The following is a 25976-nucleotide window of genomic DNA, read 5'->3' on the forward strand; positions in this document are numbered from 1 at the left end:
AAAAAGGCAGCCGCCGGCTGCCAGATGTTCAAAGATGCGGCTCTTTGAAGTAAATGCTCTCATCGGTGAACATGACCTTCTGCACCACACCTTGCGGGTCTATGTGCACATGGGCACGCCGAGCAACGGTATTGTCCAGAAAACGGTAGGTCCAGATGTCACCTTTGAAGCTGTAGACCCTCTCGACCTTGGCGGGCGGGCCGAACATGCGGTAGACATCGTCACGGGTATCCACACCATTGCGCAACGCGAAAAAATGCGCGGTATCCAGCACCTGCTCCACACGCACCAGCTTGCGCCGGGCATCGAAGTCCATGTGATAGACCTGCTGACCGGCGGGCTGCTGGCTATAGACCAGGCGCTGGCCGCCCTCGGGCAGAGGCACGACCAGAGTGGGTTTGCCCATGCCTTTTTCCACCTCGGCCTGAGGCATGCCAGGCTTTTGCCACTGGGGCACCATGCAACCCGCCAGCCCCAATGCCAGCAGACTGGCAGTCAACAGTGTTTGCAGGCGAGGCAGGGACATAGACACTCCGATCAGGCCCTCAGGGCCTGCTTCTGGGCTTTGACCAGCTTGGTCTTGATGCGATTGCGCTTCAGCGGCGAGAGGTATTCGACAAACACCTTGCCCAGCAGGTGATCCATCTCGTGCTGGATGCAGATGGCCAGCATGCCTTCGGCGTCGATCTCACGGCTGTTGCCGTTTTCATCCAGGGCCTTGACCTTGACGGCAATGGAGCGCTCCACGCCGTCGTAGATGCCGGGCACGGACAGGCAGCCTTCCTCACCCAGCTGCTTTTCCTCGCTGGCCCAGAGAATCTCGGGGTTGATCAAGGCCATGGGCTCGTTGCGCTTCTCGGACACGTCGATCACGATGACGCGCTCATGCACATCGATCTGTGTCGCGGCCAAGCCGATGCCCTGGGCGTCATACATGGTCTCGAGCATGTCTTTCACCAGAGTCTGGATGCGCTCATCCACCTGCGCCACGGGCTTGGCGACCTTGTGAAGACGGGGATCGGGGTAGCAGAGGATGGGAAGAATGGCCATGGTGTCTCGGTAAATCTGTCGTTATTGTCCCAACATTTGACGCCAAACGCTTGTCACGTCCTCAATAAACATTGATCTATCGAGGCCTTGCATCGAGAATTTCGACACATTTGTAAGACTTGTTGGCTGGCTATGCCAAGATCGGCCACAGTGCGGCGACGCGAGGGACGCTGCAGCAAACGAATCCCGCCAGAAGGAACTTCATGACCGCATTTGCCACTGCACGCGCCTTGAGCATTGGAGCCACATTGCTTGCAGCCCTGACTTCGGTCCACGCCCAAAGCTATCCTGTGACCGCCACCCAGCGCTCCACCGCACAGCAAGTCGCTCAGCAAGGCATCCCCGAGAACGAACTGGCGCCCAACGCTCCCACACAGTACGCCGTCAAGCGCGGCGACACGCTCTGGGGCATCTCTGGCATGTATCTGCGCCAGCCCTGGCGCTGGCCCGAACTCTGGGGCATGAACCTCTCCAGCATCGCCAACCCTCATCAGATCTACCCCGGCCAGGTGCTGTATCTGGTGCGCAGCAACGGTTATGCCCGTCTATCGACCACGGCCCCCAACGGCGATTCCGGGGTAGTGCGCCTGTCGCCGCAAACGCGTGAATCGTCACTGAACGACCTGGCCCTGCCCACGCTGCCGCCGCATCTGATCGAGCCCTTCCTGGCCGAGCCGCTGGTGGTGGACAGCCAGGCACTTACACAAGCCCCGCGCATCATCGCCACCCAGGACAAGCGCGTGCTCATGGCCAATGGCGATCGCGCCTATGTACGCAACTCCGGTGGCGCGCTGGTCACCACCGGCAAGGGCCGGCCCGCGAGCTATCGCATCTTCCGCGATGCCACGCCGCTCAAGGACCCCATCACCGGGGAAATCCTTGGCTACGAAGCCAAGTACCTGGGCAGTGCCACCGTGGCGCGTAGTGAAACATTGCTTGAATCCACGCCAGGCCAGCCTGTACAGACCACCCCTGGAACCGTGGACATCATCCGCTCCAAGAATGAAATCCGCGCAGGTGACCGTCTGCTGCCCTCGCCCGAGCAGCAGTATCTGAGCTATGTGCCCCATGCCCCGCGCCATGCGGTAGATGCCGCCGTGGTCTCCATCTATGGTGACTCGGCGGGCTATAACGCAGCTCAGAATCAGGTCATTGCCATCAACAAGGGAGCCCAGGACGGCATGGACATCGGCGCAGTGCTGGAACTCGTCAGCAAGGGCAATGTCATCGTGGACAAGACCAGCCCCAGCCGTGACCGGGTGAAGCTGCCCGATGAGGCCAATGGCTATGCCATGGTCTTCAAGGTGTTTGACCGGGTTTCCTACGCGCTCATCACCACGGCCCAGCGTGGCGTGAATGTGGGCGATGGCCTGCAGTCGCCCCAGCCCTGAATGGAGCGCGAGCATGGTGTCGTCCCCTTCACAAGATGCGCTCCATGCCTCACCCGATGCCGAAATTCTGGCCTGGCTGCGCCTGCTGCTGACACCGGGTCTCGGACGCACCACGGCACGCCGCCTGCTGGCCAGCGCCGGTAGTGCAGACGCGGTCTGGCGGCTGCCGCTGTCCACATGGGCGGAATGCGCCACTCAGGCGCAGATCAAGGCTCTGACAGAGCTCCCGGCAGACTGGGAGCAGCATTGCAGCGCACTGGCCCGCTGGCTGAGCTCCCCCGCGCCGGGTATCTTGCACACCGTGATTCATCTGGGCAACTCTCAGTATCCGGACTGCCTGCTGCAGACCGAAGATCCGCCCCTGCTGCTGTTTGTCCAAGGTCCAGCGGCACTGCTGGCATCTGCCGGGCCCTGGTTTCCCTACCCCGCCACCCTGGCCATGGTGGGCAGCCGCAATCCATCCGCCCAGGGCGTCATCAATGCGCGCAGCATGGCTCAGGCACTGGCCGAGCAAGGGCTGTGCATAGTCTCAGGTCTGGCACGCGGCATCGATGCAGCTGCCCATGAGGGAGCACTTCAGGCCCGCTCAGGCCCTCCCCCCCGCACGATTGCCGTCGTCGGCACCGGACTCGATCAGGTCTATCCGCGTGCGCACACCAAGCTGGCACAGCAAATTGCGCGCAATGGGCTGGTCATCAGCGAATACCCGCTGGGCAGCGAGCCCCTGCCCCGGCATTTCCCTCAGCGCAACCGCATCATCTCAGGCCTGTCGCAAGGCACCCTGGTCGTGGAAGCCGCCCTGCAGTCTGGCTCGCTGATCACGGCCCGCCTGGCCAACGAGCAGGGGCGTGAAGTCTTTGCCATCCCCGGCTCCATCCACGCGCCGCAGGCCAAGGGCTGCCATGCGCTGATACGCCAGGGCGCCAAGCTGGTGGAAACCGCTGACAACGTGCTCGAAGAGCTTCAAGGACTGAAACTCGCGTCGACCAGAGCCGAACCAGCGCAGGAAGCTGCCAAAAACAAGGCATCGACACCGGATAACCCGTTGCTGCAGGCGCTGGGCCATGACCCCATGACACTGGAGTCCTTGAGCGATCGCACGGGCTGGGATGCCGCCCATTTGCAGGCGCAGCTGATGGAACTGGAGCTCGACGGCCTGGTCGCGCGCCTGCCTGGCGGCCTGTACCAGCGACTTACGCAAAGCTGAAGCCCCAAACCGGCATATCCCGACAAGGCGACGCCCAGCAAAGGCCGCTCCCTTCCCTGGTGCAGCGCGTAGAGAAAGGGGAAAGATGCAAAGCACCTCAGGGGCTTAGGCCAGTCTTTCCGGATTCGCCTGAATTTTCTGCAGTGCATCGCGCGTGGCACGCACCGTCAGGGCTTCGGCATCATGCACCGCGAGCAAGCCGGCCTGCAGATAGGTCGCCATGCGTTGCGCCTGCAGCAGATAACAGTGTCCATCCAGCGAGGCGAACAAATGCAGATGCTTGCGACGGCTATGCCAGACATATTGCACCTGCACACGGGCACCGTTGTGGTCCAGCGTGAACCAGCGACCGCTTTCCAGCGACTGGGCCCACTCCAGCATGGCGGGCTCCACCGGGCTGTCCGTGTTGGGAATGACGTTCAGATCGCCCGCATCCACGCCCAGCATCAGCTCTATGCTCTCGCTGGACAGCGGCATATCGTCGAGCTTGCCGTCCTCGCTGATGTATTTCTCCAGCTCCGCCAGGCGCTTGGCCATGGCCTCGATACGCTCGGCCGGAATGGCTGCCGTCTTGGACATGAAGGCCTGGGCCAGCGTATCGGTCAACACCTTGATCGCGGCAGACTGTGCATCGCCGGTCACGCTCACCAGCTCCAGTCCTTCACGCAAGGTCTGCAGCAAGGTCGGCAAGCCCTGGATGACACGCGCGCGCTCCTGACGCAAGGGCTTGGCGCTGGCCGACCAGACCAGCTCGCTGGCCGCCTGCTTGAGGCGCATGGCCCGCGCATCCTTGGCGCCATAGCGCACGGTGGCCATGGCCAGCACATCGGCCCAGGACTTGAAGAGAAAGTCTCGCACCTCTTCGCGCACCGGCATGTCGGTGAGCATATTGCGCAGCTCTATGGTGTACTGGATGGCCAGCGTCTCCTTCTGCTCCACCTGCTGAGCCACGCTGGTGATCTTGGCCGTGGACCGATTCTGGGCAAAGTGCCTGGTGAGGAATTCCTCGAACTCGCGCAGCACCAGCGCAAAGACCTTCTGCCCGGTTTCAGGGTACTGCTCTATCACCTGAACCACGCGGCGGATCTCGGTCTCCAGCGCATTGCCGTTGATGCTGCTGGCGTCAAAACCCATGACGCAGGAGCCCATGCGGTCGATCAGCTTGCGCGCCGGGTGATTGAGGTCGCTGAAGAACTGCGGCTCGGCCAGGGCCACGCGCAACACGGGGACCTGCAGGCGCGCGAACCAGACGCGAATGGACGGCGGCAGCCGGTCTTCCGAAAGAATGCTCTGGAACATCAGCGCCACCACCTCGATGGTCGCCTTCTCGCTCTTGGTCTCGGCCTTTTGCTTCCAGTCGGCCGAGCGCTCGCGCACCAGATTGACCAGCTGGCCGATCGCTGCCGGACTGTAGTCCATGGCGGGCATGGCCATGGCCGAACCGGCCGCAGACGGATACTGGGCCTGGAGCTCGGCCGCCATCAGTTGTTGCTGCTCCTGCAGCGCCTGCGCCAGAGCGGCAGACGCCGGAGGCATGGGAACGACAGGCGTGCCAGGCATCAGTCCTGGAATGCCGACCGCAGGCTGGCTCAGCACCTGGCGCAGCTGATTCATGGCATCCAGCGCGCGATGGCGCGCCCGCGCCAGCATGCCCAGGCCGGCGCTGGCGCCTGGCGGCAGGGCAATGCCCGGAGCCATCCCAGTCCCGACGCCCAGACCGGCAGCCATACCGGCCGGCATGTACTGCATGGCAGAGTTGGTCCAACCCGCATCGGACGCATTGCCATAGCCACTGCTGGCGCCCAGATGCATGGCACCGGTGGACGGGCCACCCTCGGTACGTCGCACGCGCAGCGGGGCATCCTGGGCCTTGCTGACGCCCTTGGCATCCAGCAGCTTGTGCAGGATGCTGTATTCGGACTCCATCAGCGGTGCCAGCGCATTCTGCAGGGGCTCCACAGCCCGCAGCAAATGCTTGCGCTCCATGCCGCAGCTCAGCCATTGCTCGACCAGATGCAGGCAGACGGTCTCGGCACGGAACATGTCCCGGGAAGCCAGCTCATGGCCCTCCAGTGCCTGAATGCGCAGGCGCATGGCCTCGAAGCCGGGCTGCAGCGTCTCTCCCATGGCCAGGGCCATGCGGGAGGCAAGAATCCTGTTTTCGACGACATCGTCGCTGAGCAGCTCGAAGGTCAGCGGAGCCGAGCCCGAAGCATTGCTCTCGGCTCCACCAGAGGGTGGCTTGCGCGCAGCCTGCTGCAGCGCCTGAGCACCTGCCTGCAACCAGGCGTCCTTGTTCTGCTGAAAGCCGACCCAGGCCTCGCGCCACTCCTGCATCTCCTTGGCCGTGGAGACGGCACTGCTCTGGTTGGAGAGGAATTCATCCAGTTGCCGAGCGACCTTGGGCAGGCCCTGACAAATGCCATGGACCCAACGCAAGCGCGCCTGCCAGCCCAGCTGTTGCGGGGCCGCAGGCGCGGTGGAGGAAGACTGCGAGAGAGCCATTCCGTAAGTGTAATGGCGGCAGAAGCAGTTATGCACCCGCCGCAATGGTCAAAGCGTCAGACCACGGCTCCCGCGTTGGGATCATTGGGATCTTGCGACCCGGACTTGGCGGGAGCCTTGACCAGATCTTCGCGCTTGACGCCCAGCCACATGGCAATGGCAGCCGCCACGAACACCGAAGAATAGATACCGAACAAGATACCGATCGTCAGCGCCAGCGCAAAGTAATGCAGGCTGGGGCCGCCGAAGAAGAACATGGACAACACCATGGCTTCGGTCGAGGCGTGAGTGATGATGGTCCGGCTCATGGTCGAGGTGATGGCGTGGTCGATCACCTCGTGGGTGCTGAGCTTGCGGAACTTGCGGAAGGCTTCGCGGATACGGTCGAAAATCACCACGGACTCATTGACCGAGTAGCCCAGCACGGCCAGCACGCCTGCCAGCACGGAGAGCGAGAACTCCCACTGGAAGAAGGCGAAGAAGCCCAGGATGATGATCACGTCGTGCAAGTTGGCAATGATGGCCGCCACGCCGAACTTCCACTCGAAGCGAAAGGCCAGATAGATGATGATGCCCAGCACCACCATGCCCAGCGCCATCAGGCCGTTGTGCATCAGTTCATCGCCCACCTGCGGGCCGACGAACTCGGTGCGGCGCAGCGTGACCTCGGCATCCTCGGCCTTCAGTGCAGTGATCACCCGCTCACTTTGCTGAGCAGTCGTCACGCCCTTTTGCACGGGCAGACGAATCATCACATCCTTGGATGTACCGAAATTCTGCACGATCACATCGGCATAGCCGAGCTTGGAAACGGTTTCACGCACCTTGCCGATATCGGCAGGCTGGGTGTAGGCCACTTCCATGACCGTACCGCCCGTGAACTCCACGGACAGATGCAGGCCGCGCGAGAACAGGAAAAAGACGGCCAGCGCAAAGGTGATGAAGGAAATCGCGTTGAAGACCAACGCGTACTTCATGAACGGAATGTCTTTTTTGATGCGGAAGAACTCCATGATCTTCCTCCTTAGTTGTTGCTGCCGCGACCGGCCACGGAACGGTGCCCCTCACCCTCAGGCTTCCAGACCTGACCGATGGAGACGCTCTTGAGCTTCTTCTTGCCGCCATACCAGAGGTTGACCAGCCCGCGAGAGAAGAACACTGCAGAGAACATGCTGGTCAGAATGCCGATGCAGTGCACCACGGCAAAGCCGCGCACCACGCCCGAACCGAAGGCCAGCAGGGCCAGACCGGCGATCAGCGTGGTCACGTTGGAGTCCAGAATGGTGTGCCAGGCGTTCTCGTAGCCTGCATGGATGGCCGCCTGAGGCGAAGCACCGGCACGCAGCTCTTCACGAATACGCTCGTTGATCAGCACGTTCGAGTCGATGGCCACGCCCAGCGCCAGCGCCATGGCGGCAATGCCGGGCAGGGTCAGCGTGGCCTGCAGCATGGACAGAATGGCCAGCAGCAGCAACACGTTCACCGACAGAGCAATCGTGGAGAACACGCCGAACAGCATGTAGTACATGCACATAAAGGCCGCAATCGCCACCATGCCCCAGACCACGGAGTGAATACCGCGGTTGATGTTGTCGGCGCCCAGGCTCGGGCCGATGGTGTATTCCTCGATGATTTCCATGGGCGCGGCCAGCGAGCCGGCGCGCAGCAGCAGCGAAGTGTCGTTGGCTTCCGCCGTAGTCATGCGACCCGAGATCTGCACGCGGCCGCCGCCGATTTCGCCACGGATCACGGGAGCCGTGACCACCTCGCCCTTGCCCTTTTCGAACAGGATGATAGCCATGCGCTTGCCCACGTTCTCACGCGTCACGTCCTTGAAGATGCGCGCGCCCTTGGCGTCCAGCGTCAGGTTGACGGTGGGCTCCTGGGTCTGGCTGTCAAAGCCGGGCTGGGCATCCGTCAGGTTCTCGCCGGTCAGCGTCACCTGCTTTTGCACGATGATGCTCTGGCCGTTGCGGTCCAGATACTTCTCGGAGCCGAAAGGCACGGGGCCGGAGCCCATCTCGGCAGCACGCGCTTCGGCGGACTCGTCCACCATGCGCACTTCCAGCGTGGCGGTACGGCCCAGAATGTCCTTGGCCTTGGCCGTGTCCTGCACGCCGGGCAGCTGCACCACGATGCGGTCCAGACCCTGCTGCTGGATCACAGGCTCGGCCACGCCGAGTTCGTTGATACGGTTGTGCAGCGTGACGATGTTCTGCTTGAGCGCCTGCTCCTGCACCTTGCGCAGGGCCTCGGGCTTGATCGAGGCCACCAGCTTGAAGCCCGTGCCGTCAGGCGAGGAAGTGGCCGCCAGATCGGGGAACTGGTCCGCGATCAGATTGCGCGCCGCCGTCAGCGTGGCTTCGTCGCGCACGCGGATGGTGACGTTGTTGCCGTCGCGGCTGACACCGCCGTGACGGATGTTCTTGTCGCGCATCGAAGAGCGCAGATCGCCCGCATAGCTCTCGGCCTTCTTGGTCAGGGCCGCTGCCATGTCCACCTGCAGCATGAAGTGCACGCCGCCGCGCAGGTCCAGGCCCAGATACATGGGCTTGGCGCCGATGGCAGTCAGCCAGTCGGGCGAGCGCGACACCAGGTTCAGCGCCACGATGTAGGAGGGGTCGGTGGGGTCGGAGATCAGGGCCTTCTGGATGACGTCCTTGGCCTTGAGCTGCTCATCGGGCGTATCGAAGCGGGCGCGCACCGAAGTGCCTTCCAGCGACATCGAAGTGGCTTTGACGCTGGCCGCGCTCAAGGCGGACTCCACCTTTTGCAGCACAGCGTTGTCCACCTTCACGGTGGACTTGGCCGAGGACACCTGCACGGCAGGCGCTTCACCAAAGAAATTGGGCAGGGTGTAGAGCACCCCCACTAGCAGCGCGATCACGATGATCGCGTACTTCCAGACCGGGTATCGGTTCATGATCGCGCTCTTTGTTTTACAGCAACGCACAACGGGTACGCGCACTCTGGTCGAGCGCCGTACCCCTCAAAATCCACAGCAGACAGGCTTACTTGGCTGTGCCCTTGGGCAGCACTTGCACCACAGCAGAGCGCTGGATCTGGACTTCCACGCCGGATGCCACTTCGATGTAGATGAATTGCTCGGCCATGCGGGTCACGGTGCCGATGATGCCGCCGGCGGTAGCCACTTCATCACCCTTGGCCAGCGCGTCGATCATGGAGCGGTGTTCCTTCTGGCGCTTCATCTGGGGACGAATCATCACGAAGTACAGCACCACGAACATCAGCACCAGAGGCAGCATGCCGGTGAGCGAACCCATGAAGCCGCCTTCAGCAGCGGCGGCAGGAGCGGTCTGGGCGAAAGCAGAAGAAATGAACACGAAAAAGACTCCGAAAGAGTGAATTTGTCAGGAATAGGTCCCGGCAGGCACGCACTTGCGCGATCTCGCCAGGTCAGCGGGACATTGTATTCGGCTGGCTTGTACCCAAGATTGGCATGGGCAGCCGCGCAGCACAGGCATTCCCTGATGCGATGCGGACCTCTCTTCCCACATCAACAACGCCTTCAAAAAGCATAGCTACTTACGAATTACATGTATTGTTTTCTGACTGTTTTATATTTGAATATCAGTCAATACAGGCGCTGGAAGCTATCAATAAGATAGTTTAGCCAGCGTCGCGCCTCTGGCCATGAATACAAAGGCCGGGTTGCCCCGGCCTTGTTGTGATGCACCTCGGCGCAATTAGTTCACTGCCATCAGCTTGACCGCAGGCACAGCAGCTGCAGCCGAGCCATTCCAGCGAGTCATCAGCGTCTGCCACTTGATGCGCGCGGCCGCCAGATGGTGCTCTTTGACATGACCGTAGCCTCGAATGTCCTCGGGGATGGAGGCGATCTCCACGGCCAGTGCCAGCTTGTCGGCCGTCAAGCCCGTCAGCAGGGTTTCGATGCACTGGCGGTATTCGACGATCAGGGCGCGCTCGGTGCGGCGTTCCTCGGTGCGACCGAAGGGATCGAGCGCCGTGCCGCGCAGCCCCTTCATGCCGGCCAGCCAGCCCATGGCCTTGCGCATCCAGGGGCCATAGGATTTTTTGAGCAGATGACCCTGCTCGTCCTTCTTGGCAAAACCGGGGGGCGCCAGGTGATGGACGAGCTTGTAGTCGCCCTCGAACATCTCGCTGATCTTCTGGGTGAAGGCCGCCTCGGTGTGCAGACGCGCCACCTCGTACTCGTCCTTGTACGCCATGAGCTTGAACAGATAGCGCGCCACGGCCTGGGACAGGCGCGTGCCCTGGGCCAGCGGCTCTTCCGCTGCGCGCACCTTGGCCACGAAGTCGCGGTACTGCTGGGCATCGGCCGCGTTCTGGTAGGCCGTGAGGAACTCCACACGCTTGTCCAGCATTTCCTCCAGCGACGGCTTCTTGACGAACTGGATCACCTGCGATGCCTGATACAGAGCGCGCACGGCCTCCAGATCGTGGGCGCAGCGGCGGCCCCATTCAAAAGCCTCCTGGTTGCGCGCCACCTGCACGCCGTTGAGCTCCATGGCGCGCATCAGCGAGGCATGGCTGAGCGGCACCCTGCCTTTTTGCCAGGCGTAGCCCAGCATCATGGGGTTGGCGTAGATGCTGTCGCCCAGCAAGGCCGTGGAGGCCTTCTCGGCATCGAAGCTGCCCAGGGCACCATGACCCACGGCCTCGGCCAGCGCCGTGGCGCAGCGTGCGGCAGGCGACTGCCAGTCGGGATTGCCCACGAAGGTGGCCGTGGGCGCGGCATGGCTGTTGAGCGCCACATAGGTGCGCCCCGGCTGCATCACGGACAAGGTGGTGGGCGTGGCCGCCACGATGGGGTCGCAGCCTATGACCAGATCGGCCTTGGCCATGTCCACCTTGGTGGTGTAGATGGCATCGGCGCGGTTGGCGATCTGGATATGGCTCCAGGTGGAGCCGCCTTTTTGCGCCAGACCCGCCGCATCCTGCGTGACCACGCCCTTGCCTTCCAGGTGTGCGGCCATGCCCAGCAGCGAACCGATGGTGATCACGCCCGTGCCGCCGACGCCGGCCACCACGATGCCCCAGGCCTGCTCGGCCACGGGCAGGACGGGCTCGGGAATAATGGGAAGAGCCTCCAGGCTGCCCTTCTTCTCCTGCTTGGGCTTTTTGAGCTGACCGCCCTCGACGGTGACGAAGCTGGGGCAGAAGCCCTTGACGCAGGAATAGTCCTTGTTGCAACTGTTCTGGTTGATGCGGCGCTTGCGGCCGAACTCGGTCTCCACGGGCTCGACCGAGAGGCAGTTGGACTGCACCGAGCAATCGCCACAGCCCTCGCAGACCAGCTCGTTGATGACCACGGTCTTGTCGGGCGTGCTCAGCACGCCGCGTTTGCGGCGGCGGCGCTTTTCGGTAGCGCAGGTCTGGTCGTAGATGATGGCCGTGCAGCCCTTGAGCTCGCGGAACTGGCGCTGGATCGCATCCAGCTCGTCGCGATGGTGCACGGTCACGCCCTCGCCCAGCTTCACGCCATCGTATTTCTCGGGCTCGTCGGTGACGATGACCAGCTTGCCCACGCCTTCGGAGAGCAGGCTGTTCATGATCTGCAGCACCGAATGGCCTTCGGGCCGCTCGCCCACGCGCTGGCCGCCCGTCATGGCCACGGCGTCGTTGTAGAGCACCTTGTAGGTGATGTTGGTGCCGGCCGCAATGCTCTGGCGGATCGCCAGCAGCCCGCTGTGGAAGTAGGTGCCGTCGCCCAGGTTGGCGAAGACATGGGCTTCCTTGGTGAAAGGCGCCTGCCCCACCCAGGTCACGCCCTCGCCGCCCATCTGCGTAAAGGTGCTGGTGCGGCGGTCGGGCATCCAGGTGGTCATATAGTGGCAGCCGATGCCGGCCACGGCGCGCGAGCCTTCGGGCACGCGTGTCGAGGTGTTGTGCGGGCAGCCGCTGCAGAACCAGGGCGTGCGGTCGCCGGTCGAGACCTCCTTGGCCGCCTTGATCGCCGCTTCGCGGGCGTCGAGCACGGCCAGACGCTGCTGCATGCGCGTTTGCACATGCTCGGGCACGCCCAGCTTCTTCAGGCGCTGGGCAATGGCGCGCGCAATGATGGCGGGGGTCAGATCGGCTGTGGGGCGCAGCAGCCAGTCGGTGCTGGGGTTGGGCAGCGACCATTCGCCGCCATGCTCGTCGCTGAACTTGCCCACCACATTGGGGCGCACGTCGTCGCGCCAGTTGTAGAGCTCTTCCTTGATCTGGTATTCGATGACCTGGCGCTTTTCCTCCACCACCAGAATCTCCTGCAGGCCGCGCGCGAAATCGCGCGTGATGGTGGCCTCCAGCGGCCAGACCACGTTGACCTTGTGCAGCCTGATACCCAGCTCGCGGCAGGTGTCCTCGTCCAGCCCCAGATCGGCCATGGCCTGGCGCGTATCGTTATAGGCCTTGCCGCTGGCGATGATGCCGAAGCGGTCGTTGGGCCCTTCGATCACATTGTGATTGAGCTTGTTGGCGCGCACATAGGCCAGGGCTGCATACCACTTGTAGTTCATCAGCCGCGCTTCCTGCTCCAGCGGCGGATCAGGCCAGCGGATATGCAGGCCGCCGTCCGGCATCTGAAAGTCTTCGGGCAGGATGATGTTGACGCGATCCGGGTCCACCAGGACCGAGGAGGAGGACTCCACCACCTCCTGGATCGTCTTCATGCCCGACCACAGGCCCGAGAAACGGCTCATGGCAAAGGCATGCAGGCCCATGTCGAGGATGTCCTGCACATTGCTGGGGAAGAACACCGGCGTGCCGCAGGCCTTGAAGATGTGGTCGCTCTGGTGCGCGGCCGTGGAGGACTTGCTGATGTGGTCGTCGCCCGCAATCGCAATCACGCCGCCATGCTGGGCCGTGCCCGCCATATTGGCGTGCTTGAACACGTCGGAGCAGCGGTCCACGCCCGGACCCTTGCCATACCAGATGCCGAAGACGCCGTCGAACTTCTTGGTCTCGGGATAGAGATCGAGCTGCTGCGTGCCCCAGACGGCCGTGGCGCCCAGTTCTTCGTTCACGCCGGGCTGAAAGACGATGTGATTCGCCTCCATATGCTTTTTGGCCGCCCACAGGGACTGGTCGTAAGTGCCCAGGGGCGAGCCGCGATAGCCGCTGATGAAGCCGGCTGTGTTGAGCCCGGCCTGCGCATCGCGCAGCCGCTGCAGCATGGGCAGCCGGACCAGGGCCTGCACGCCGCTCATAAAGGCGCGGCCGCGGGCCAGGGAATATTTGTCGTCCAGAGTCACAGACTCCAGGGCGCGACGGACTTCATCGGGCAAAGGGGCATTCATGGCTTGTCTCCATGTGGGTGACCACCCGTGGCAGCTCTTGGCTACCAGAGCAGCATATTGCTTTGGGCATTCCTGCGCCAGAGGCACGGAACGCAAGTTGTTTGAGCAAAGTTTACGGAAAACGCCCCGAATAGAGCTTTCTTTTTATTGCCGGGATTAACCTAGTTTTTGAAAGAATCTTGCTGTAAATTGCGAATCATGAACCAACTTGATCGCTTCGACTGGGCCATCCTGAATGAGCTGCAAATGGATGGGCGCCTCACCAATGCCGAGCTGGCCCAGCGCGTGGGCCTGTCTGCCGCGCCCTGCTGGCGGCGCGTGCGCGCGCTGGAGGAGTCGGGCTACATCACCGGCTATCACGCCACGCTGGACCGCCACAAGCTGGGCCTGGGCGTGCTGGCCTTTGTGCGCGTGGATGCCGCACAGAACACGGCCGACATCACGCTGCGCATGGAGGAAGCCATTCGCCTGCTGCCCGAAGTCACCTCCTGCCACTACATCAGCGGCGCGGGCACCTTCGAGCTGCAGGTCGTGGCCAGGGATCTGGAGAGCTTTTCCGGTTTTGTGCGCAATGTGCTGCTGCGCCTGCCCAACGTCAAAGACGTGCACACGATTTTTTCGCTGGGCGAGGTCAAGTCCAGCAGCGCGCTGCCGCTGCCCAGCACGCTGACGCATGCCTGAGCCCGGCCGGCGCACTTCAAAAGTGAAGCGCGTACCGCTTGATCCATGGGCGATACCTGCCATACCGGCATTGAAATCATTGACTGGCATGCGCTGCAAGCTCACTGATCAATAGCACCCGTCACCACTGCGACAGGTGGCCGCCGCAGCCTGGTGCTGTGAGGAACTACGTATTTGTCAGCACAACTTTCCTGCTACAGAATCGTGTCCCATGGCCCACGATGATTCCGCAGCACGCGCTTCCCACAATCCAATAACTTCAGACTCCGGCCAGGTCCCTGCAGGCAAGCTGCTGGAAGATCCCTCGGCCATGCATGACGGAGGCGCGCCGCCTGCCGCGGCCCCGGGCGTCTGGACACCGCTGGCCACACCCACCTTCCGCATGCTGTGGATGATCTGGATGACGGCCAATATCTGCATGTGGATGAACGATGTGGCGGCCGCCTGGCTGATGACATCGCTGACCACCTCGCCGGTGCTGGTGGCGCTGGTGCAGTCGGCCTCCACCCTGCCGGTCATGTTGCTGGCCCTTCCCAGCGGGGCGCTGGCCGACATCCTGGACCGACGCCGCTACTTCATCGTCACCCAGTTCTGGGTGGCTGCCGTGGCGCTGCTGCTGTGCCTGGCCGTGCTCTCGGGCCAGCTGACGCCCTATCTGCTGCTGGCCCTGGTGTTTGCCAACGGCATCGGCCTGGCCATGCGCTGGCCGGTGTTCTCCGCGCTGATCCCCGAGTTGGTGCCCAAGCACCACCTGCCTTTTGCGATGGCCCTCAACGGCGTGGCCATGAATGCCTCGCGCATCATCGGCCCGCTGGTCGCCGGCGCCCTGATTGCCGGCCTGGGCAGCGCCTGGGTGTTTGTGCTCAACGCCGTGCTGTCCATCGTCTCGGGCTTTGTGCTGCTGCGCTGGAAGCGCCAGCAGCCCGCCAACCCGCTGGGCCGCGAGCGCCTGGGCTCGGCCATGCGCGTGGGCCTGCAGTTCATCCAGGAGTCGCCGCGCATGCATGCCGTGCTGCTGCGCACCGTCTGCTACTTTCTGCAGGCCGCCGCCATCATGGCCCTGCTGCCGCTGACGGCCCAGCGCCTGGACCACGGCACGGCCGGCAGCGGCAGTGCCGGCACCTTCACGCTGCTGCTGGCCTCCATGGGCGCGGGCGCCATCCTGGGCGCCATGCTGCTGCCGCGCATACGCCAGATGCTGTCGGGCGAGCGCACGGTGCTGGCCGGCGTGGCCGCGCAAAGCCTGGCCACGCTGACCGTGGCCTTCGCCCCCCATATCGCCGTGGCCGTGCCGGGCATGATGCTCTCGGGCATGGCCCTGCTGGCCACGGCCAACACGCTGGGCGTGGCCGCGCAGATGGCCCTGCCCAACTGGGTGCGGGCACGCGGCATGTCCATCTACCAGATGTCCATTATGGGCAGCACGGCCATTGGCGCCGCCATCTGGGGCAAGATCGCCAGCCTGGGCTCGGTGCAGATCAGCATGGCCGTGGCCGCCGTCAGCGGGCTGACGGCCCTGCTGATCGTGCAGCGCCTGAACCCGGACCGCGACATCGAGGAAGACCTCAGCCCTTCGCGCGCCTTCACGCCGCCGACTGCAGCGTCGACGCCCGAAGCCGGGCGCGTGGTGGTGACCATCGAGTACCTGATCGACCCGGCCAGGGCCGGCGCCTTCCGCGATCTGATGCAGCTGAGCCGGCGCAGCCGCCTGCGCCAGGGCGCGCTGTCCTGGAGCCTGCTGCACAGCATGAGCCAGCCCGAGCGCTTCGTGGAGCAGATCACCGACGAATCCTGGACCGAGCATCTGCGCCGCTTCGAGCGCGTGACGACCGCCGATGTGGCGCTGCGCGACCGCAAGCTGAGCTTTCACAAGGGCAAGGAGCCGCCCGTGGTGCAGCGCTACTTCACCGACGCTCTTTAAAAGAGAGCTGCCAGCGCTTTCAAATCAATGATTTCAGATAGTTATTTATCGAAATTCATTGACTGGCAAGCGCTGGCAGCTCCTGTTTTTAGCATCAGCGCAGATGCGGCGCCGATCCGGCCAAGGCCTTGGGCCAGAAGGCCCAGAGCTTGAGCGGCTGCTTGATGCGGCCCGCCACATCACCGGCCTCGGCCCCCCAGCCCATGAAATAGTCGGCGCGCACGGCGCCCAGAATGGCGCTGCCAGTATCCTGCGCGAACACCAGGCGATTGAGCGAGACCGTAGGGCCGGGCGTGGACAGCCAGACCGGCGTGCCATAGGGAATGCTGTTGCGGTCCACGGCAATCGAGCGGCCCGGCGTCAGCGCCACGCCCTGGGCGCCCTTGGGACCGAACTGGGCATCGAAGTCATTGAGCGCCTCCTCGCGGAAGAACACATAGCGCGGATTGCTCCAGAGCATCTCGTTGACACGCGAGGGATTGGCGGCAATCCAGGCGCTGATGCCGGGCCAGGTGGCATCGCGCACCAGGTTCTGGTCGAGCAGCCAGCGGCCCACGCTCTTGTAGGGCTGATCGTTGGTGCCGGCATAGGCCACGCGGATCATGCGCTGGCGGCCGTCGGCCTCGGTCAGCATCAGCCGGCCCGAGCCCTGGATATGCAGCACCAGCATGTCCACCGGGTCGCGCAACCAGGCAATGGCACGGCCGGCCAGGGCGGCCTGGGCCTCGGAGTTGGTGTCGATCTGCTGGCGCGTGAACCAGGGCTTGCGCTTGCCAAAGCCCTGCGGGACCTGATAGATGGGCACGTTGAAGCCGTTGCCCTGCACACGGCGCGCCTCGTACAAGGGCTCGTAATAGGCGGTCAGCATGCCGTCGGGGCTGCCCGTGGTCGCTTCGATGCGATAGGGCTGCAGCGTGTTCATCATCCAGCTGCGCTGCTCGTCTTCCGAGGCGATGCTCAGCCTTCGTACCTCGCCGCACAGATTGGCAAACACGGTGCTGGGACGCTCGCAGTTCTTGATCCAGGCATTCCAGGCCTCGTTCAGGGAATCCTGGGGCACGCCGGGCAACTCGCCCCAGTCCACCGCCACCCAGCGGCTTTTAGTCGGTACATTGGCGGTGAACGGCGGCTTGGCTGCGGAAGCCGACCCGCCATGCGGAGCCATCTCGGGCACCGATGCCGGGTCGTTTTGCTGCTTGGTGGTGGTGCATGCCACCAGGGTTCCTACAATCAGCGCCAGTGAAGCACGGCGCAGGAGATGGAAATTCATGGGTCTGATTTTGCTTGAAGCACTGCTGGCATTGGCCATTTTGGTCGCTATTGTGTGGTGGACCATGTTCTCAGGTCGAAAAAAGGGTGAGTTGCCGGCCCCGGTCGAGCCTGCGCCGCACAAAGAAGTGCTTGCAGACCCCGAACAAGATCGCTCTAATCGAGCTTAGCCCATGGCGCTGCAGCCACTGCAGCGCGGGCTGCATGTGACAATCTTTTGCATCAGAAACCGCTCGCTGGCCCGCGTCCTACTTTTTTTGCCTTCTCTTGGCAGTACGCTCGTGGCCTTGCAGCTTTTACGCGAAGCTGGTTTGCAAGACCCTCCGGGTCGTTTATCAAACTAAGGAGTTTTCTATGCGCAAGCAAATGGCTGTGACGGCCGCTCTGGCCTCTGCATTGTTGATCACCGGCTGCGCCAATACCGGCGGCATGTCGGACACCACGCGTCGTACTGCCACCGGTGCAGGCGTGGGCGCACTGGGCGGCGCTGCCATCGGCGCCATTGCTGGCGGCCATGCCGGCAAGGGTGCGCTGATCGGTGCCGGTGTCGGCGCCCTGGGCTCCTATATCTGGTCGCAGAACCTCGAGAAGCAAAAGCGTGAAATGGAAGCCGCGACCCAGGGCACAGGCGTGGGCGTGACACAGACCGCGGACAACCAGCTCAAGCTGGACATCCCCAGCGACATCTCCTTTGACACCGGCCGCGCCGACATCAAGGGCAACTTCGCCCCCATCCTCGATCGCTTTGCCGAAGGTCTGCGCAACAACCCCAACGCAGAAGTGCGCATCATCGGTCACACCGACAGCACAGGCTCCGATGCCATCAACAACCCTCTGTCGCTGCAGCGCGCCGAGAGCACCCGCAACTATCTGACATCGCGTGGCGTCAACGGCGCCCGCATCCAGGTGCAGGGCATGGGCTCGCACCAGCCCGTGGCCTCCAATGCCACCAACGAAGGCCGTGCGCGCAACCGCCGCGTGGAAATCTTCGTGGGCGAGCGCGCTCCTCAGTAAGACAGGCGCCAGCCAGCAAAAAGCCCCGCAAAGCGGGGCTTTTTTCATCTCGGGGGGCTTCCGCTCAGGCGTTGCGCAACAGATTGGCCAGCTCGACGGCCGACTTGACCTGCATCTTGTCGAAGACACGCGCCCGGTGCACTTCCACGGTGCGCACGCTGATGTCGAGCTGATCGGCAATCAACTTGTTCGGCACGCCCTCGACGACCAGCTTCATCACGTCTTTCTCGCGATCGGTGAGCTCGTCCAAGCGGCTGCGCACCTCTTCGCGCGCCTGCAAGGCGGCCAGATGCTCGGCGGACAGCGCCAGCGCCTGCTCCACCCGGTCCACCAGCGCGTTGTCGGAAAACGGCTTCTCGCAGAAATCGAAGGCACCACGCTTGACCGTATCCACGGCTGTCGGCACATCGGCATGGCCGGTGAGAAAGATCACGGGCATGGCCTCGATCTGGCCGCGCTCCAGCATGCGGTTGAACAGCGACAGCCCGCTCATGCCCGTCATGCGCATATCGAGCAGCAGGCAGCAGGGGCGACGCGTCACGGGGCTGGTCTGCAGCACGGCCTGCTCGAATTCTTCGGCGTTGCGATAGCACTCGCTCAGCAATCTGCGCGAACGCAGCAGCCATGCCAATGCCTCTCGGACATCGGCATCGTCGTCCACCACGTAGACGGTAGCGTCGGTTACAGGTTCCATGAAGCCTAGTTCTCTCTGGGTTCCCAGTGGGCCGGAAGCGTGAAGACAAACTCCGTGCCCTGCGGGAGGTGCGGGCGGTAATCAAGGTGACCACCATGTTGCTCCACCACCGTGCGGCACAGACTCAGGCCCAGGCCCATGCCTTCGGTGCGCGTGGTGAAGAAGGGGGTGAACAGCTGCTCGGCGACTTCCGCAGAAATGCCGGCGCCGCAGTCCATGATGGAAAATTCTACCCAACGCGCGTTATTACCGTCAGAACTGCGCCTGACAGCCATGGTCAACACCCTCTCCTTGAGCTCGGGCAGGTCCATGGCCTGCATGCCGTTGCGCGCCAGATTGAGCAGCACCTGCTCGACCATGGTGACATCGCAGAGCACCCCCGGCAGATCGGGCTCCAGCTCCAGCTGCACAGTTGCATTGAGCTTGTGCGCCTGCAGATAGACCAGAGGCATGACGGCATCGATCAGCTCCACGGGCTGCACCACCTCTCTGGACTTGTCGCGCCGGCGCACGAAATCGCGCACGCTCTTGATGACCTTGCCTGCGCGGTCGGCCTGAAAACCGATGCGCTCCAGAGCCATGCGCAAGTCCTTGAGATGCGGAACCTGAGGGTCAGTCGGCTCATGCTCCAGCAGATTGAGCGAGCCCGTGGCATAGCTGGAAATGGCGGCCAGCGGCTGTGTCAGCTCATGGCTGAGCATGGAGGCCATCTCGCCCACCGTCGCAAGGCGTGCCGTGGCCTGCAGGCGCTCCTGGGAGGCACGCGACATCTCCTCCATGCGTCGCTGCTCGCTGATATCGATGAAAGCGCTCATCCAGCCCGTGTGCTGGCCCTGGGCGGTGATCAGCGGCGCCTCGAAAATCAGCACCGGAAAGCGCGAGCCGTCCTTGCGCATGAACACGCTCTCGTGGCCCTGGCGCGGTGTGGGCAGCAAGCCGGCAAGGCGCTGATCGCGTCGGCTCACATATTCCTGGGCCAGCTCGGGCGGCCAGTAAGGCGCCACATTGAGACCCAGCAGCTCCTGCGCGCTGAAGCCCACCATATTGCAGAAGGCCGGGTTCACATAGGTGATGCGGCCCTGGAGATCGCGTGCACGCATGCCCGTGACCAGGGAGTCCTCCATGGCCTTGCGAAAGGCCAGCGCATCGCCCAGATCGCGCTCCGCACGCAGGCGGCGGCGGTTGTCGCGCACCAGCACCACCACCACGGTCACCAGCGCGATCGACATGCCGGTCACCAGCGCCGTCATCACATTCGGAAAAACGCTGGGCGCGTGATGCCAGCTGTCCATGCGCAGCACCAGGGTGTTGCCCGGCAAATCCAGCAACTGCTGGGCCGTGAACATGCGCGAGCCGCGCCAGGCCGCCCCCACCATGGCCAGACGCGTGCCGTCCGGCTCGGTGAACGAAACCTCCTGGGTGCGCGGCAGGGACTTGCCCACCTGGGCCATCAGAATGCCCTGCAGGCTGTAGGTGCCCAGCACATAGCCCACCACATGGCCGTTCTCCGTCAGCGGCATGCAGACTTGCATGGTCTCCGTGCCCAGGCCCTCGCCCAGCAGCTGGAAGCGGCTGGGCGAGTACGATGGCCCGTTGACGCGTCTGGCCTGGGTACAGGTCAGTGCCTCGCCCGAATGCAGCTCGGGCAAATGGCTTTCGTCCTCGACCAGCAAGGTGCGGTAAGGCGTCTCGGCATGCTCGATGAGGCGCATGTTTTCACCGCGCCATTCGATGCGCATCAGGTCGCGGCGCTGCTGCAGCAGCTCGGTCGCATGCTCGCGCCAGGCGGCATGCTTGCTGCTGTAGGCGCTCAGCGCCAGCAGGTCCTGCAGATTGCGGCCCAGCGCTGCACGGATATCGCCGACCGCATTGGCGGTGTCGCGCTCCAGCTTTTCCTGCACCTGCGAGGCCTCATAGCGTCCGGCCAGCCAGACCATGGTGACCAGCATGCTGACCACCAGTGCCACCAGCAAGGTCCATAGCGACCAGCGCTTCCAGGCCATGCGCCAGCGCCGCCAGGGCCAATGGGCGGGATGGTCCTCGGGCAGTGCGTCAAGAGCGGTATTCAGCGGATCAGTCACAGCACACGATGGGTCAAGGCCGGCAATTGCTGGCGCACCTGCAGCAGGCGGTCACGATTGAGCTCTCCCGCCACCACGCCGGTGCCGCTGGCCTGCAGGCCCTGCACCTCGCCCCAGGGGTCGATCAGCAGGCTGTGGCCCCAGGTGCGGCGACCGTTTTCATGCACGCCGCCCTGGCCCGGTGCCAGCACATAGGCCAGGTTCTCTATCGCCCGCGCCCGCAGCAGCACCTCCCAGTGCGCCTGGCCCGTGGTGTAGGTGAAGGCACTTGGCACCAGCAGCAGATCGGCCCCCTGTGCACTGAGCGCGCGGTACAGCTCGGGAAAGCGAAGGTCATAGCAGACACTCAGGCCCAGGCGCCAGCTCACGCCATTTCTGGCCTGTATGTCGCAGACCACGGGCTGGCTGCCCGCCTGCACCACGGCAGCCTCGGTATAGCTCTCGCGCCCGTTGTCGAACTGAAAGAGGTGGATCTTGTCGTAGCGGGCCACGCATTCGCCCTCGGGCGAATAGACCAGACTGGTGTTGAGCACATGGCTGTCGTCAGCGGCCTGCAGCGGCAGCGTGCCGGCCACCACCCACAGCTGCAGCTGCCTGGCCGCCCCGGCCATGAAGTCCTGGATCGGCCCCTGGCCAAAAACCTCCCGGTAGGCCAGCTTGTCGGTGTCCCTGGCTCCCATGGCACAGAAATACTCAGGCAGCACCACCAGCTCCGCACCCAGGGCGGCAGCCTGCTGCATCAGGCTGCGCGCCTGCGCCAGATTGGCTGCGACGTCCTGACCCGAGACCATTTGTAGAGCGGCAATCTTCATGGCTTCTCCTCTGAGCTTGGAGCGGCAGCGGGCTGCTTGCCGGCATCGTCGGCTCCGGCCTTGGGCACGCTGCGCCTGGGCAGCTCGGTCACCTGCGGGTCTTCCCAGCTGCCGTGGATATGGAACTCCTTGGTCGTGGCCGCAATCAGCGGGCCACGCAGAATCATCTGTGCCAGAAAGCTGCTCAGCCCCACCACGGGATTGATGGCCGTCGCAACCAGGGAGGCGGACAGGGCGTTGATCTCCGGCACTACCACGACATGCAGGTCCTGGGTTTCCTTGTCGATATCGGCAGAGCCCTCCATCAGCACCGCCGCGTTCACGCCCTTCATCTGCATGTTATTCGTCTTGGCAATGCCGCGCTCTATGGTGACATCGCCTCGCATGAAGTCGAAAGAGAAGCCGTTACGGAACACGTCGCGGAAGTCCAGCGTCAGCCGCCTGGGCAGGGACTGCAGGCTGAGCACGCCCAGCAGCTTGGCCAGTCCTGGATCGGCCTTGAGGAACTGGCCTTTTTGCACCTCCAGATGCACGGCGCCGGACATGGTCTTGAACTCCGGCGTCACGGGCGCTCCTGTCCAGCTGATTTCACCCTGCAGCTGGCCCTGTCCATTGGCAACCACGCCAGGCATGTCAAAGCGATTGAGCAGCTTGCCCACATCGCGCAGATTGAGCTGGAACTGCAGCTGGGTCTGCCCCGGGTGCTTTTTGTCACTGGAGCGCAGCCCCCAGGAGCCCTGGGCCGTCAACGTCGCCTCGGGCGTGCTGATATTGAAGCGCGACAGCTGCCATTCGCGCTGCCCCGCGCCGACGGACAGCCCGTGATTGCGCGCCACCACATCCAGCTTGCCCAGCGAACGCTTGCCCAGCTGGAAGTCGTCCACACTGACCTGCAAGGCCGGTAACTCGCGCACATTGCCGGTCTGTTCCGCAGCAGCATCCAGCCCTTCGTCCGGGCCGTCGGGAATGCTCAGACGCGAGAGCTTGGCGATGACCAGGCCGCCCGGCTCCTGCGCAGAGGGTTCGCGATACTCCACACGCCCTGCCAGCTCGCGTGACTGGATCTGGTTGGTCCAGACCTTGCTGGCATGGCTGAGCTGCAGGGATACATCGTGCAGCGAACGGCCATGGAGCTTCACCTCGCGCGCCTTGAGCGCCAGCTGCTGCGGCACAAACTGGCGCCAGCTCTCTTCCTCGGCACCTGGTCCATCGGCAGCGCCCCCTGCGCCATCGGGCCACAAACGACTCCAGGCATCCAGATCAAGCACCGGCAATTGCACCCTGGCCTGCAGGCCGGCAGGCGGCAACGCGGCTTCCGCCTTGCCCGACTCCACCAGCTCCAGGCTGCCGCGTGTGATGCGGGCCTGGGCCCCGCTGATATCGCGCTCCAGCAAAGCTGCGGCCTGATTGCCCCATTGCACGCCGAACTGATCGGTCAGCGGCTTGGCCACGGCTGGCACCGTGCGGTTGACACGCAAGGCCAGGGTGCTGTCGGCCGCCTTGCCCAAGGGCGCCGGCAACATGACCGCCATTCCCTGCAGCTCGGACTGCAGACTGATTTCCGGCACGCTGTGCAGCACCTTGATCTGCAAGCCATAACGGGCCTGGCCCTGCAGATGCTTGCCCAGAGCCACCAGTTCGCTCATCTCCTTGGCGTCACGCAGGCCCTGGGCCGTGGCAATACCGTCCACGCGCACTTGCACCGGAGCCGTGGCGGCGTCGGCGGCAGGCTTCATGCCGCCCTCGATGCGCACATCACCGCCCAGCGCTCTGGCCTGCACGCCCGAGAGCTGAAAGCCGGTCTCCGAAAACTGCACATTGCCGCGCAGTTGGCTGAGTGTGGGCACCTCGGGCATCAGCTGCAGCGTATTGCCCGCCAGTGCCACTTCACCCTGCACCTTGCTGCGCTCCATATGCATGGTGGGCAGATGCAGCCTGAGGCTGAGCTTGGCATTGCCCGTGGCCTTGCTGCCATCCAGAGCATGGGCAGTCAGTGCAGACAGGGCCGAGCCTTGGACCAGGTTCAGCATATCGCCTAGAGCTCCATGAGCCTTAGCGTTGACCTCCACCTCGGTCAGGTTCCAGTCGGCCACTCCGGCCTGCGCTTCATCAACCACGATGGCGGTATGCCCCAGAAAGCCCTTGGCCTTGCGCACCTGCATGGAGTTACGGTCGAACACCAGCTCGCCCGACAGCCTGGTCAGCGGCGGCCAGGGCTTTTCGCCGGGGCCCAGCAGATAGCCGGGCACAAACTGGTAGTTCACATCATGCACCTGGGCACTGATGTGGAATTCGCCCTTGCCCGGCTTTTCAAACGGCACATGCTCGAGCTCGCCCTTGACGCGGAAGTTCACTGCACTGGCCTGACCCGTGGTGATGGCCTCGCGCACATAGCGCAGCGCATCGCTGCCCAGATCCTGGGGCAGATAGCGATAAATCCGTTCACCCTTGGCGCGGCTGAGCTGCCCTTGCAGATCCAGCAGTCCCGGAAAGCGCGGCTGCTCCTTGGTCCCTGCACCGGACTGCCAGTTGGCCTGGGCCTGGCCGGCCGTGTCCTCATTGGCGAAACGCAGCCGGGGCACCTGCACCTTGATGGACTGGCCCTTGTCCAGCAGCTGCCAGCGCACCAGGCTGTCGAACTGGTCGAGCGGAATATCGGGGTCTTCAAACACTCCGGGGAAGCTCAGCATGGCCTGGTTGGCCTCCGCCGTCTTGGTCAGCGTTGCCTCGCCGCTGTCCTGGTCCAGGCTGAACTTGCCACTCAGCCCCCGCACGCCGGGAATACCTATGCTGTGCGGACCCTCCTGCGAAGCCTGGGAACGCAAGCCCAGCTGCTCGAAGCGCCCCGAAGCCTTGTACTGCGCCAGCTGCTGCAGAGGTCCGCGCCATGACAGCTTGAGATCACTCAGCTGTCCTGCCGGCGCAAGCGCCTTGAGCTGGGTCTGCACGGACTCCGGCAGGGGCAGACGCTGCAGCATCTGCGCCGCAATGGCCAGATCGATGCCATCGGCCTGAACCTCGCCATGCTCGCCCTGGCTGCCCTGCTCGGAAGCGCCGGTCGGCACATAGCGCAGGCTGAAGTCGCCTCTGGGCCAGTTCAGGCCGTCATCGGCCGTGAACTGCAATCCCTGGACGGAAAACTGGTAACCGTTCTGATTCTTGGCCCGCAAACGCCCCCGCAAGGCCTGCAGGGCCAGGGGCTCAGGTCTGCCCCGCCATTGGAGTTGCAGCGCCTGTACCGCGACATCGGCCACCCCGCCCACGGGCTGTCCGTGATCCACATCCAGCCAGGCCCTGACCGAGCCCTTGCCCTGCTGCAGCTTCCAGTCCTGCGGCCCCAGATACTGGCCCAGATGGGACAGGTCGATATGCGTGAAGTCCAGATAAGCCTGTCCGCTCCAGCGCTCCAGACGCCCTTCATGCACCGACAGCAAAGGCTCCTTGAAGTTGCCCATGACCGTAAAGCGCTGGCCCCAGCCCTCTGGCGGCGTGGCATCCAGCCGCAGGGAGTGGTGCCAGCGCTTGTTGCGCAGCACCAGATCCACATCCTGCAGTTGCAAGGGCGCGGCATTGCGCAGCTCGTCCACCCACTGCAGCTTGCCGCTGCGGATGGCGATTTCGGGCTGGGAGAAGATCCAGTCGGAGTCGGTACCCTGCCCCGGATCGGATGACACGGCAATACCGGCCACAAAGATCTGGCCGTCGGCATCGCGGCGCACCGTCAGATCCGGCCCTTCCAGATATATCTGCTCGACTCCCAGGGTCATCAGCGAATGGGCAGAGACCGCCACCACCACCTTGGGCAGCAGCAAGGCCTCACTCTTGTTCGCAGGGTCATGCAGGACTACGTCGCCCAGCTCGAAGGTCGGCACCAGACCCGAGCGGTAAGCATTCAGCCGGCCAATGGAAACCGGTACACCCAGGCTGCGTGAGGCCAGGGATTCCAGCTCGGGGCGCCACTGTTCGATTCGCGGCACAATCCAGAAATGGAGCACCCCCCACACGGTGGCCAGCAGCAGCCACAGGCTAAGGACCAGTCCCAGAGACCACCGTGCCAAGCTGGCC

The 25976-nt window shown here is 63.8% G+C and carries 18 protein-coding genes; 6 read left to right on the forward strand and 12 right to left on the reverse strand.

Annotated features, from left to right (window positions below):
• Nucleotides 1–28 precede the first annotated feature (28 nt).
• Both ACWGXF_RS04325 and def read right to left on the reverse strand, forming a co-directional pair.
• Complete coding sequence (locus ACWGXF_RS04325; protein ID WP_012840333.1) at nt 29–526, reverse strand: membrane protein; 498 nt, start codon at nt 524–526, stop codon at nt 29–31.
• 11 nt (nt 527–537) lie between these two features.
• Nucleotides 538–1050, reverse strand: coding sequence for a peptide deformylase (gene def, locus ACWGXF_RS04330; protein WP_003072256.1), 513 nt, complete (start codon nt 1048–1050; stop codon nt 538–540).
• Nucleotides 1051–1253: 203 nt separating this feature from the next.
• Here def and ACWGXF_RS04335 point away from each other — a divergent pair, with 203 nt between their 5' ends.
• Together ACWGXF_RS04335 and dprA are read left to right on the forward strand one after the other, a co-directional pair.
• Nucleotides 1254–2441, forward strand: a complete 1188-nt coding sequence (locus ACWGXF_RS04335) for a LysM peptidoglycan-binding domain-containing protein (protein WP_256629254.1) — start codon at nt 1254–1256, stop codon at nt 2439–2441.
• A 13-nt stretch (nt 2442–2454) separates the two neighbouring features.
• The gene (gene dprA / locus ACWGXF_RS04340; RefSeq protein WP_256629256.1) at nt 2455–3648 is read left to right on the forward strand and encodes a DNA-processing protein DprA; all 1194 of its coding nucleotides are present in this window, start codon (nt 2455–2457) and stop codon (nt 3646–3648) included.
• 105 nt (nt 3649–3753) lie between these two features.
• On the opposite strand, the gene ACWGXF_RS04345 is transcribed toward dprA, so the two are convergent.
• The 5 genes from ACWGXF_RS04345 to ACWGXF_RS04365 all read right to left on the reverse strand — a co-directional run bounded on the left by ACWGXF_RS04345 (nt 3754) and on the right by ACWGXF_RS04365 (nt 13439).
• Nucleotides 3754–6153: a DUF1631 domain-containing protein gene (locus ACWGXF_RS04345; RefSeq protein WP_256629258.1), complete on the reverse strand. Its 2400-nt coding sequence runs from the start codon at nt 6151–6153 to the stop codon at nt 3754–3756.
• A gap of 56 nt (nt 6154–6209) precedes the next feature.
• On the reverse strand, nt 6210–7166 hold the full coding sequence (gene secF / locus ACWGXF_RS04350) for a protein translocase subunit SecF (protein WP_003066813.1): 957 nt from the start codon (nt 7164–7166) through the stop codon (nt 6210–6212).
• An 11-nt stretch (nt 7167–7177) separates the two neighbouring features.
• Nucleotides 7178–9076: a protein translocase subunit SecD gene (gene secD, locus ACWGXF_RS04355; RefSeq protein WP_256629260.1), complete on the reverse strand. Its 1899-nt coding sequence runs from the start codon at nt 9074–9076 to the stop codon at nt 7178–7180.
• A gap of 88 nt (nt 9077–9164) precedes the next feature.
• Complete coding sequence (gene yajC / locus ACWGXF_RS04360; protein ID WP_003066810.1) at nt 9165–9497, reverse strand: preprotein translocase subunit YajC; 333 nt, start codon at nt 9495–9497, stop codon at nt 9165–9167.
• A 363-nt stretch (nt 9498–9860) separates the two neighbouring features.
• Nucleotides 9861–13439 (reverse strand): indolepyruvate ferredoxin oxidoreductase family protein, encoded by a 3579-nt coding sequence (locus tag ACWGXF_RS04365; RefSeq protein ID WP_452101700.1) that lies wholly within the window; start codon nt 13437–13439, stop codon nt 9861–9863.
• 198 nt (nt 13440–13637) lie between these two features.
• Between ACWGXF_RS04365 and ACWGXF_RS04370 the strand changes: the two genes are divergently transcribed.
• Together ACWGXF_RS04370 and ACWGXF_RS04375 are read left to right on the forward strand one after the other, a co-directional pair.
• On the forward strand, nt 13638–14120 hold the full coding sequence (locus tag ACWGXF_RS04370; protein ID WP_003060152.1) for an Lrp/AsnC family transcriptional regulator: 483 nt from the start codon (nt 13638–13640) through the stop codon (nt 14118–14120).
• 211 nt (nt 14121–14331) lie between these two features.
• Entirely contained in the window at nt 14332–16041 is a 1710-nt protein-coding gene (locus ACWGXF_RS04375) for an MFS transporter (RefSeq protein WP_256629266.1), read from the forward strand.
• 94 nt (nt 16042–16135) lie between these two features.
• Here ACWGXF_RS04375 and mltA read toward each other — a convergent pair whose 3' ends face one another.
• The gene (gene mltA, locus ACWGXF_RS04380) at nt 16136–17311 is read right to left on the reverse strand and encodes a murein transglycosylase A (protein WP_034351018.1); all 1176 of its coding nucleotides are present in this window, start codon (nt 17309–17311) and stop codon (nt 16136–16138) included.
• Between mltA and ACWGXF_RS04385 the strand changes: the two genes are divergently transcribed.
• Nucleotides 17310–17480, forward strand: coding sequence for a hypothetical protein (locus tag ACWGXF_RS04385; protein WP_003072234.1), 171 nt, complete (start codon nt 17310–17312; stop codon nt 17478–17480). The two genes, mltA and ACWGXF_RS04385, sit on opposite strands and share 2 nt — an antisense overlap.
• Nucleotides 17481–17664: 184 nt before the next feature.
• Nucleotides 17665–18324: an OmpA family protein gene (locus ACWGXF_RS04390; protein WP_003066797.1), complete on the forward strand. Its 660-nt coding sequence runs from the start codon at nt 17665–17667 to the stop codon at nt 18322–18324.
• Nucleotides 18325–18388: 64 nt separating this feature from the next.
• On the opposite strand, the gene ACWGXF_RS04395 is transcribed toward ACWGXF_RS04390, so the two are convergent.
• The 4 genes from ACWGXF_RS04395 to ACWGXF_RS04410 are packed head-to-tail and all read right to left on the reverse strand — an operon-like array spanning nt 18389 to nt 25969.
• Entirely contained in the window at nt 18389–19018 is a 630-nt protein-coding gene (locus ACWGXF_RS04395; protein ID WP_003066795.1) for a response regulator transcription factor, read from the reverse strand.
• A gap of 5 nt (nt 19019–19023) precedes the next feature.
• Nucleotides 19024–21099: a two-component system sensor histidine kinase NtrB gene (locus ACWGXF_RS04400; RefSeq protein WP_003066794.1), complete on the reverse strand. Its 2076-nt coding sequence runs from the start codon at nt 21097–21099 to the stop codon at nt 19024–19026.
• Nucleotides 21096–21911 carry a carbon-nitrogen hydrolase family protein gene (locus ACWGXF_RS04405; RefSeq protein ID WP_003066791.1) on the reverse strand — a complete coding sequence of 272 codons (816 nt, stop codon included), beginning with the start codon at nt 21909–21911 and terminating at the stop codon, nt 21096–21098. Before ACWGXF_RS04405 ends, ACWGXF_RS04400 begins: the two co-directional genes overlap by 4 nt.
• The gene (locus tag ACWGXF_RS04410) at nt 21908–25969 is read right to left on the reverse strand and encodes a YhdP family protein (RefSeq protein ID WP_452101701.1); all 4062 of its coding nucleotides are present in this window, start codon (nt 25967–25969) and stop codon (nt 21908–21910) included. Before ACWGXF_RS04410 ends, ACWGXF_RS04405 begins: the two co-directional genes overlap by 4 nt.
• Between the last annotated feature and the right edge of the window lie 7 nt (nt 25970–25976).

It is taken from the genome of Comamonas sp. HJ-2 (genome assembly GCF_053615495.1).

Coding starts and splice junctions, on each gene's coding strand:
- ACWGXF_RS04325 (WP_012840333.1), bottom strand. CDS start 526: ATGTCCCTGCCTCGCCTGCAAACACTGTTGACTGCCAGTCTGCTGGCA.
- ACWGXF_RS04365 (WP_452101700.1), bottom strand. CDS start 13,439: ATGAATGCCCCTTTGCCCGATGAAGTCCGTCGCGCCCTGGAGTCTGTG.
- ACWGXF_RS04335 (WP_256629254.1), top strand. CDS start 1,254: ATGACCGCATTTGCCACTGCACGCGCCTTGAGCATTGGAGCCACATTG.
- secF (WP_003066813.1), bottom strand. CDS start 7,166: ATGGAGTTCTTCCGCATCAAAAAAGACATTCCGTTCATGAAGTACGCG.
- ACWGXF_RS04390 (WP_003066797.1), top strand. CDS start 17,665: ATGCGCAAGCAAATGGCTGTGACGGCCGCTCTGGCCTCTGCATTGTTG.
- mltA (WP_034351018.1), bottom strand. CDS start 17,311: ATGAATTTCCATCTCCTGCGCCGTGCTTCACTGGCGCTGATTGTAGGA.
- def (WP_003072256.1), bottom strand. CDS start 1,050: ATGGCCATTCTTCCCATCCTCTGCTACCCCGATCCCCGTCTTCACAAG.
- ACWGXF_RS04375 (WP_256629266.1), top strand. CDS start 14,332: ATGGCCCACGATGATTCCGCAGCACGCGCTTCCCACAATCCAATAACT.
- secD (WP_256629260.1), bottom strand. CDS start 9,076: ATGAACCGATACCCGGTCTGGAAGTACGCGATCATCGTGATCGCGCTG.
- ACWGXF_RS04385 (WP_003072234.1), top strand. CDS start 17,310: ATGGGTCTGATTTTGCTTGAAGCACTGCTGGCATTGGCCATTTTGGTC.
- ACWGXF_RS04405 (WP_003066791.1), bottom strand. CDS start 21,911: ATGAAGATTGCCGCTCTACAAATGGTCTCGGGTCAGGACGTCGCAGCC.
- dprA (WP_256629256.1), top strand. CDS start 2,455: ATGGTGTCGTCCCCTTCACAAGATGCGCTCCATGCCTCACCCGATGCC.
- ACWGXF_RS04370 (WP_003060152.1), top strand. CDS start 13,638: ATGAACCAACTTGATCGCTTCGACTGGGCCATCCTGAATGAGCTGCAA.
- ACWGXF_RS04345 (WP_256629258.1), bottom strand. CDS start 6,153: ATGGCTCTCTCGCAGTCTTCCTCCACCGCGCCTGCGGCCCCGCAACAG.
- ACWGXF_RS04395 (WP_003066795.1), bottom strand. CDS start 19,018: ATGGAACCTGTAACCGACGCTACCGTCTACGTGGTGGACGACGATGCC.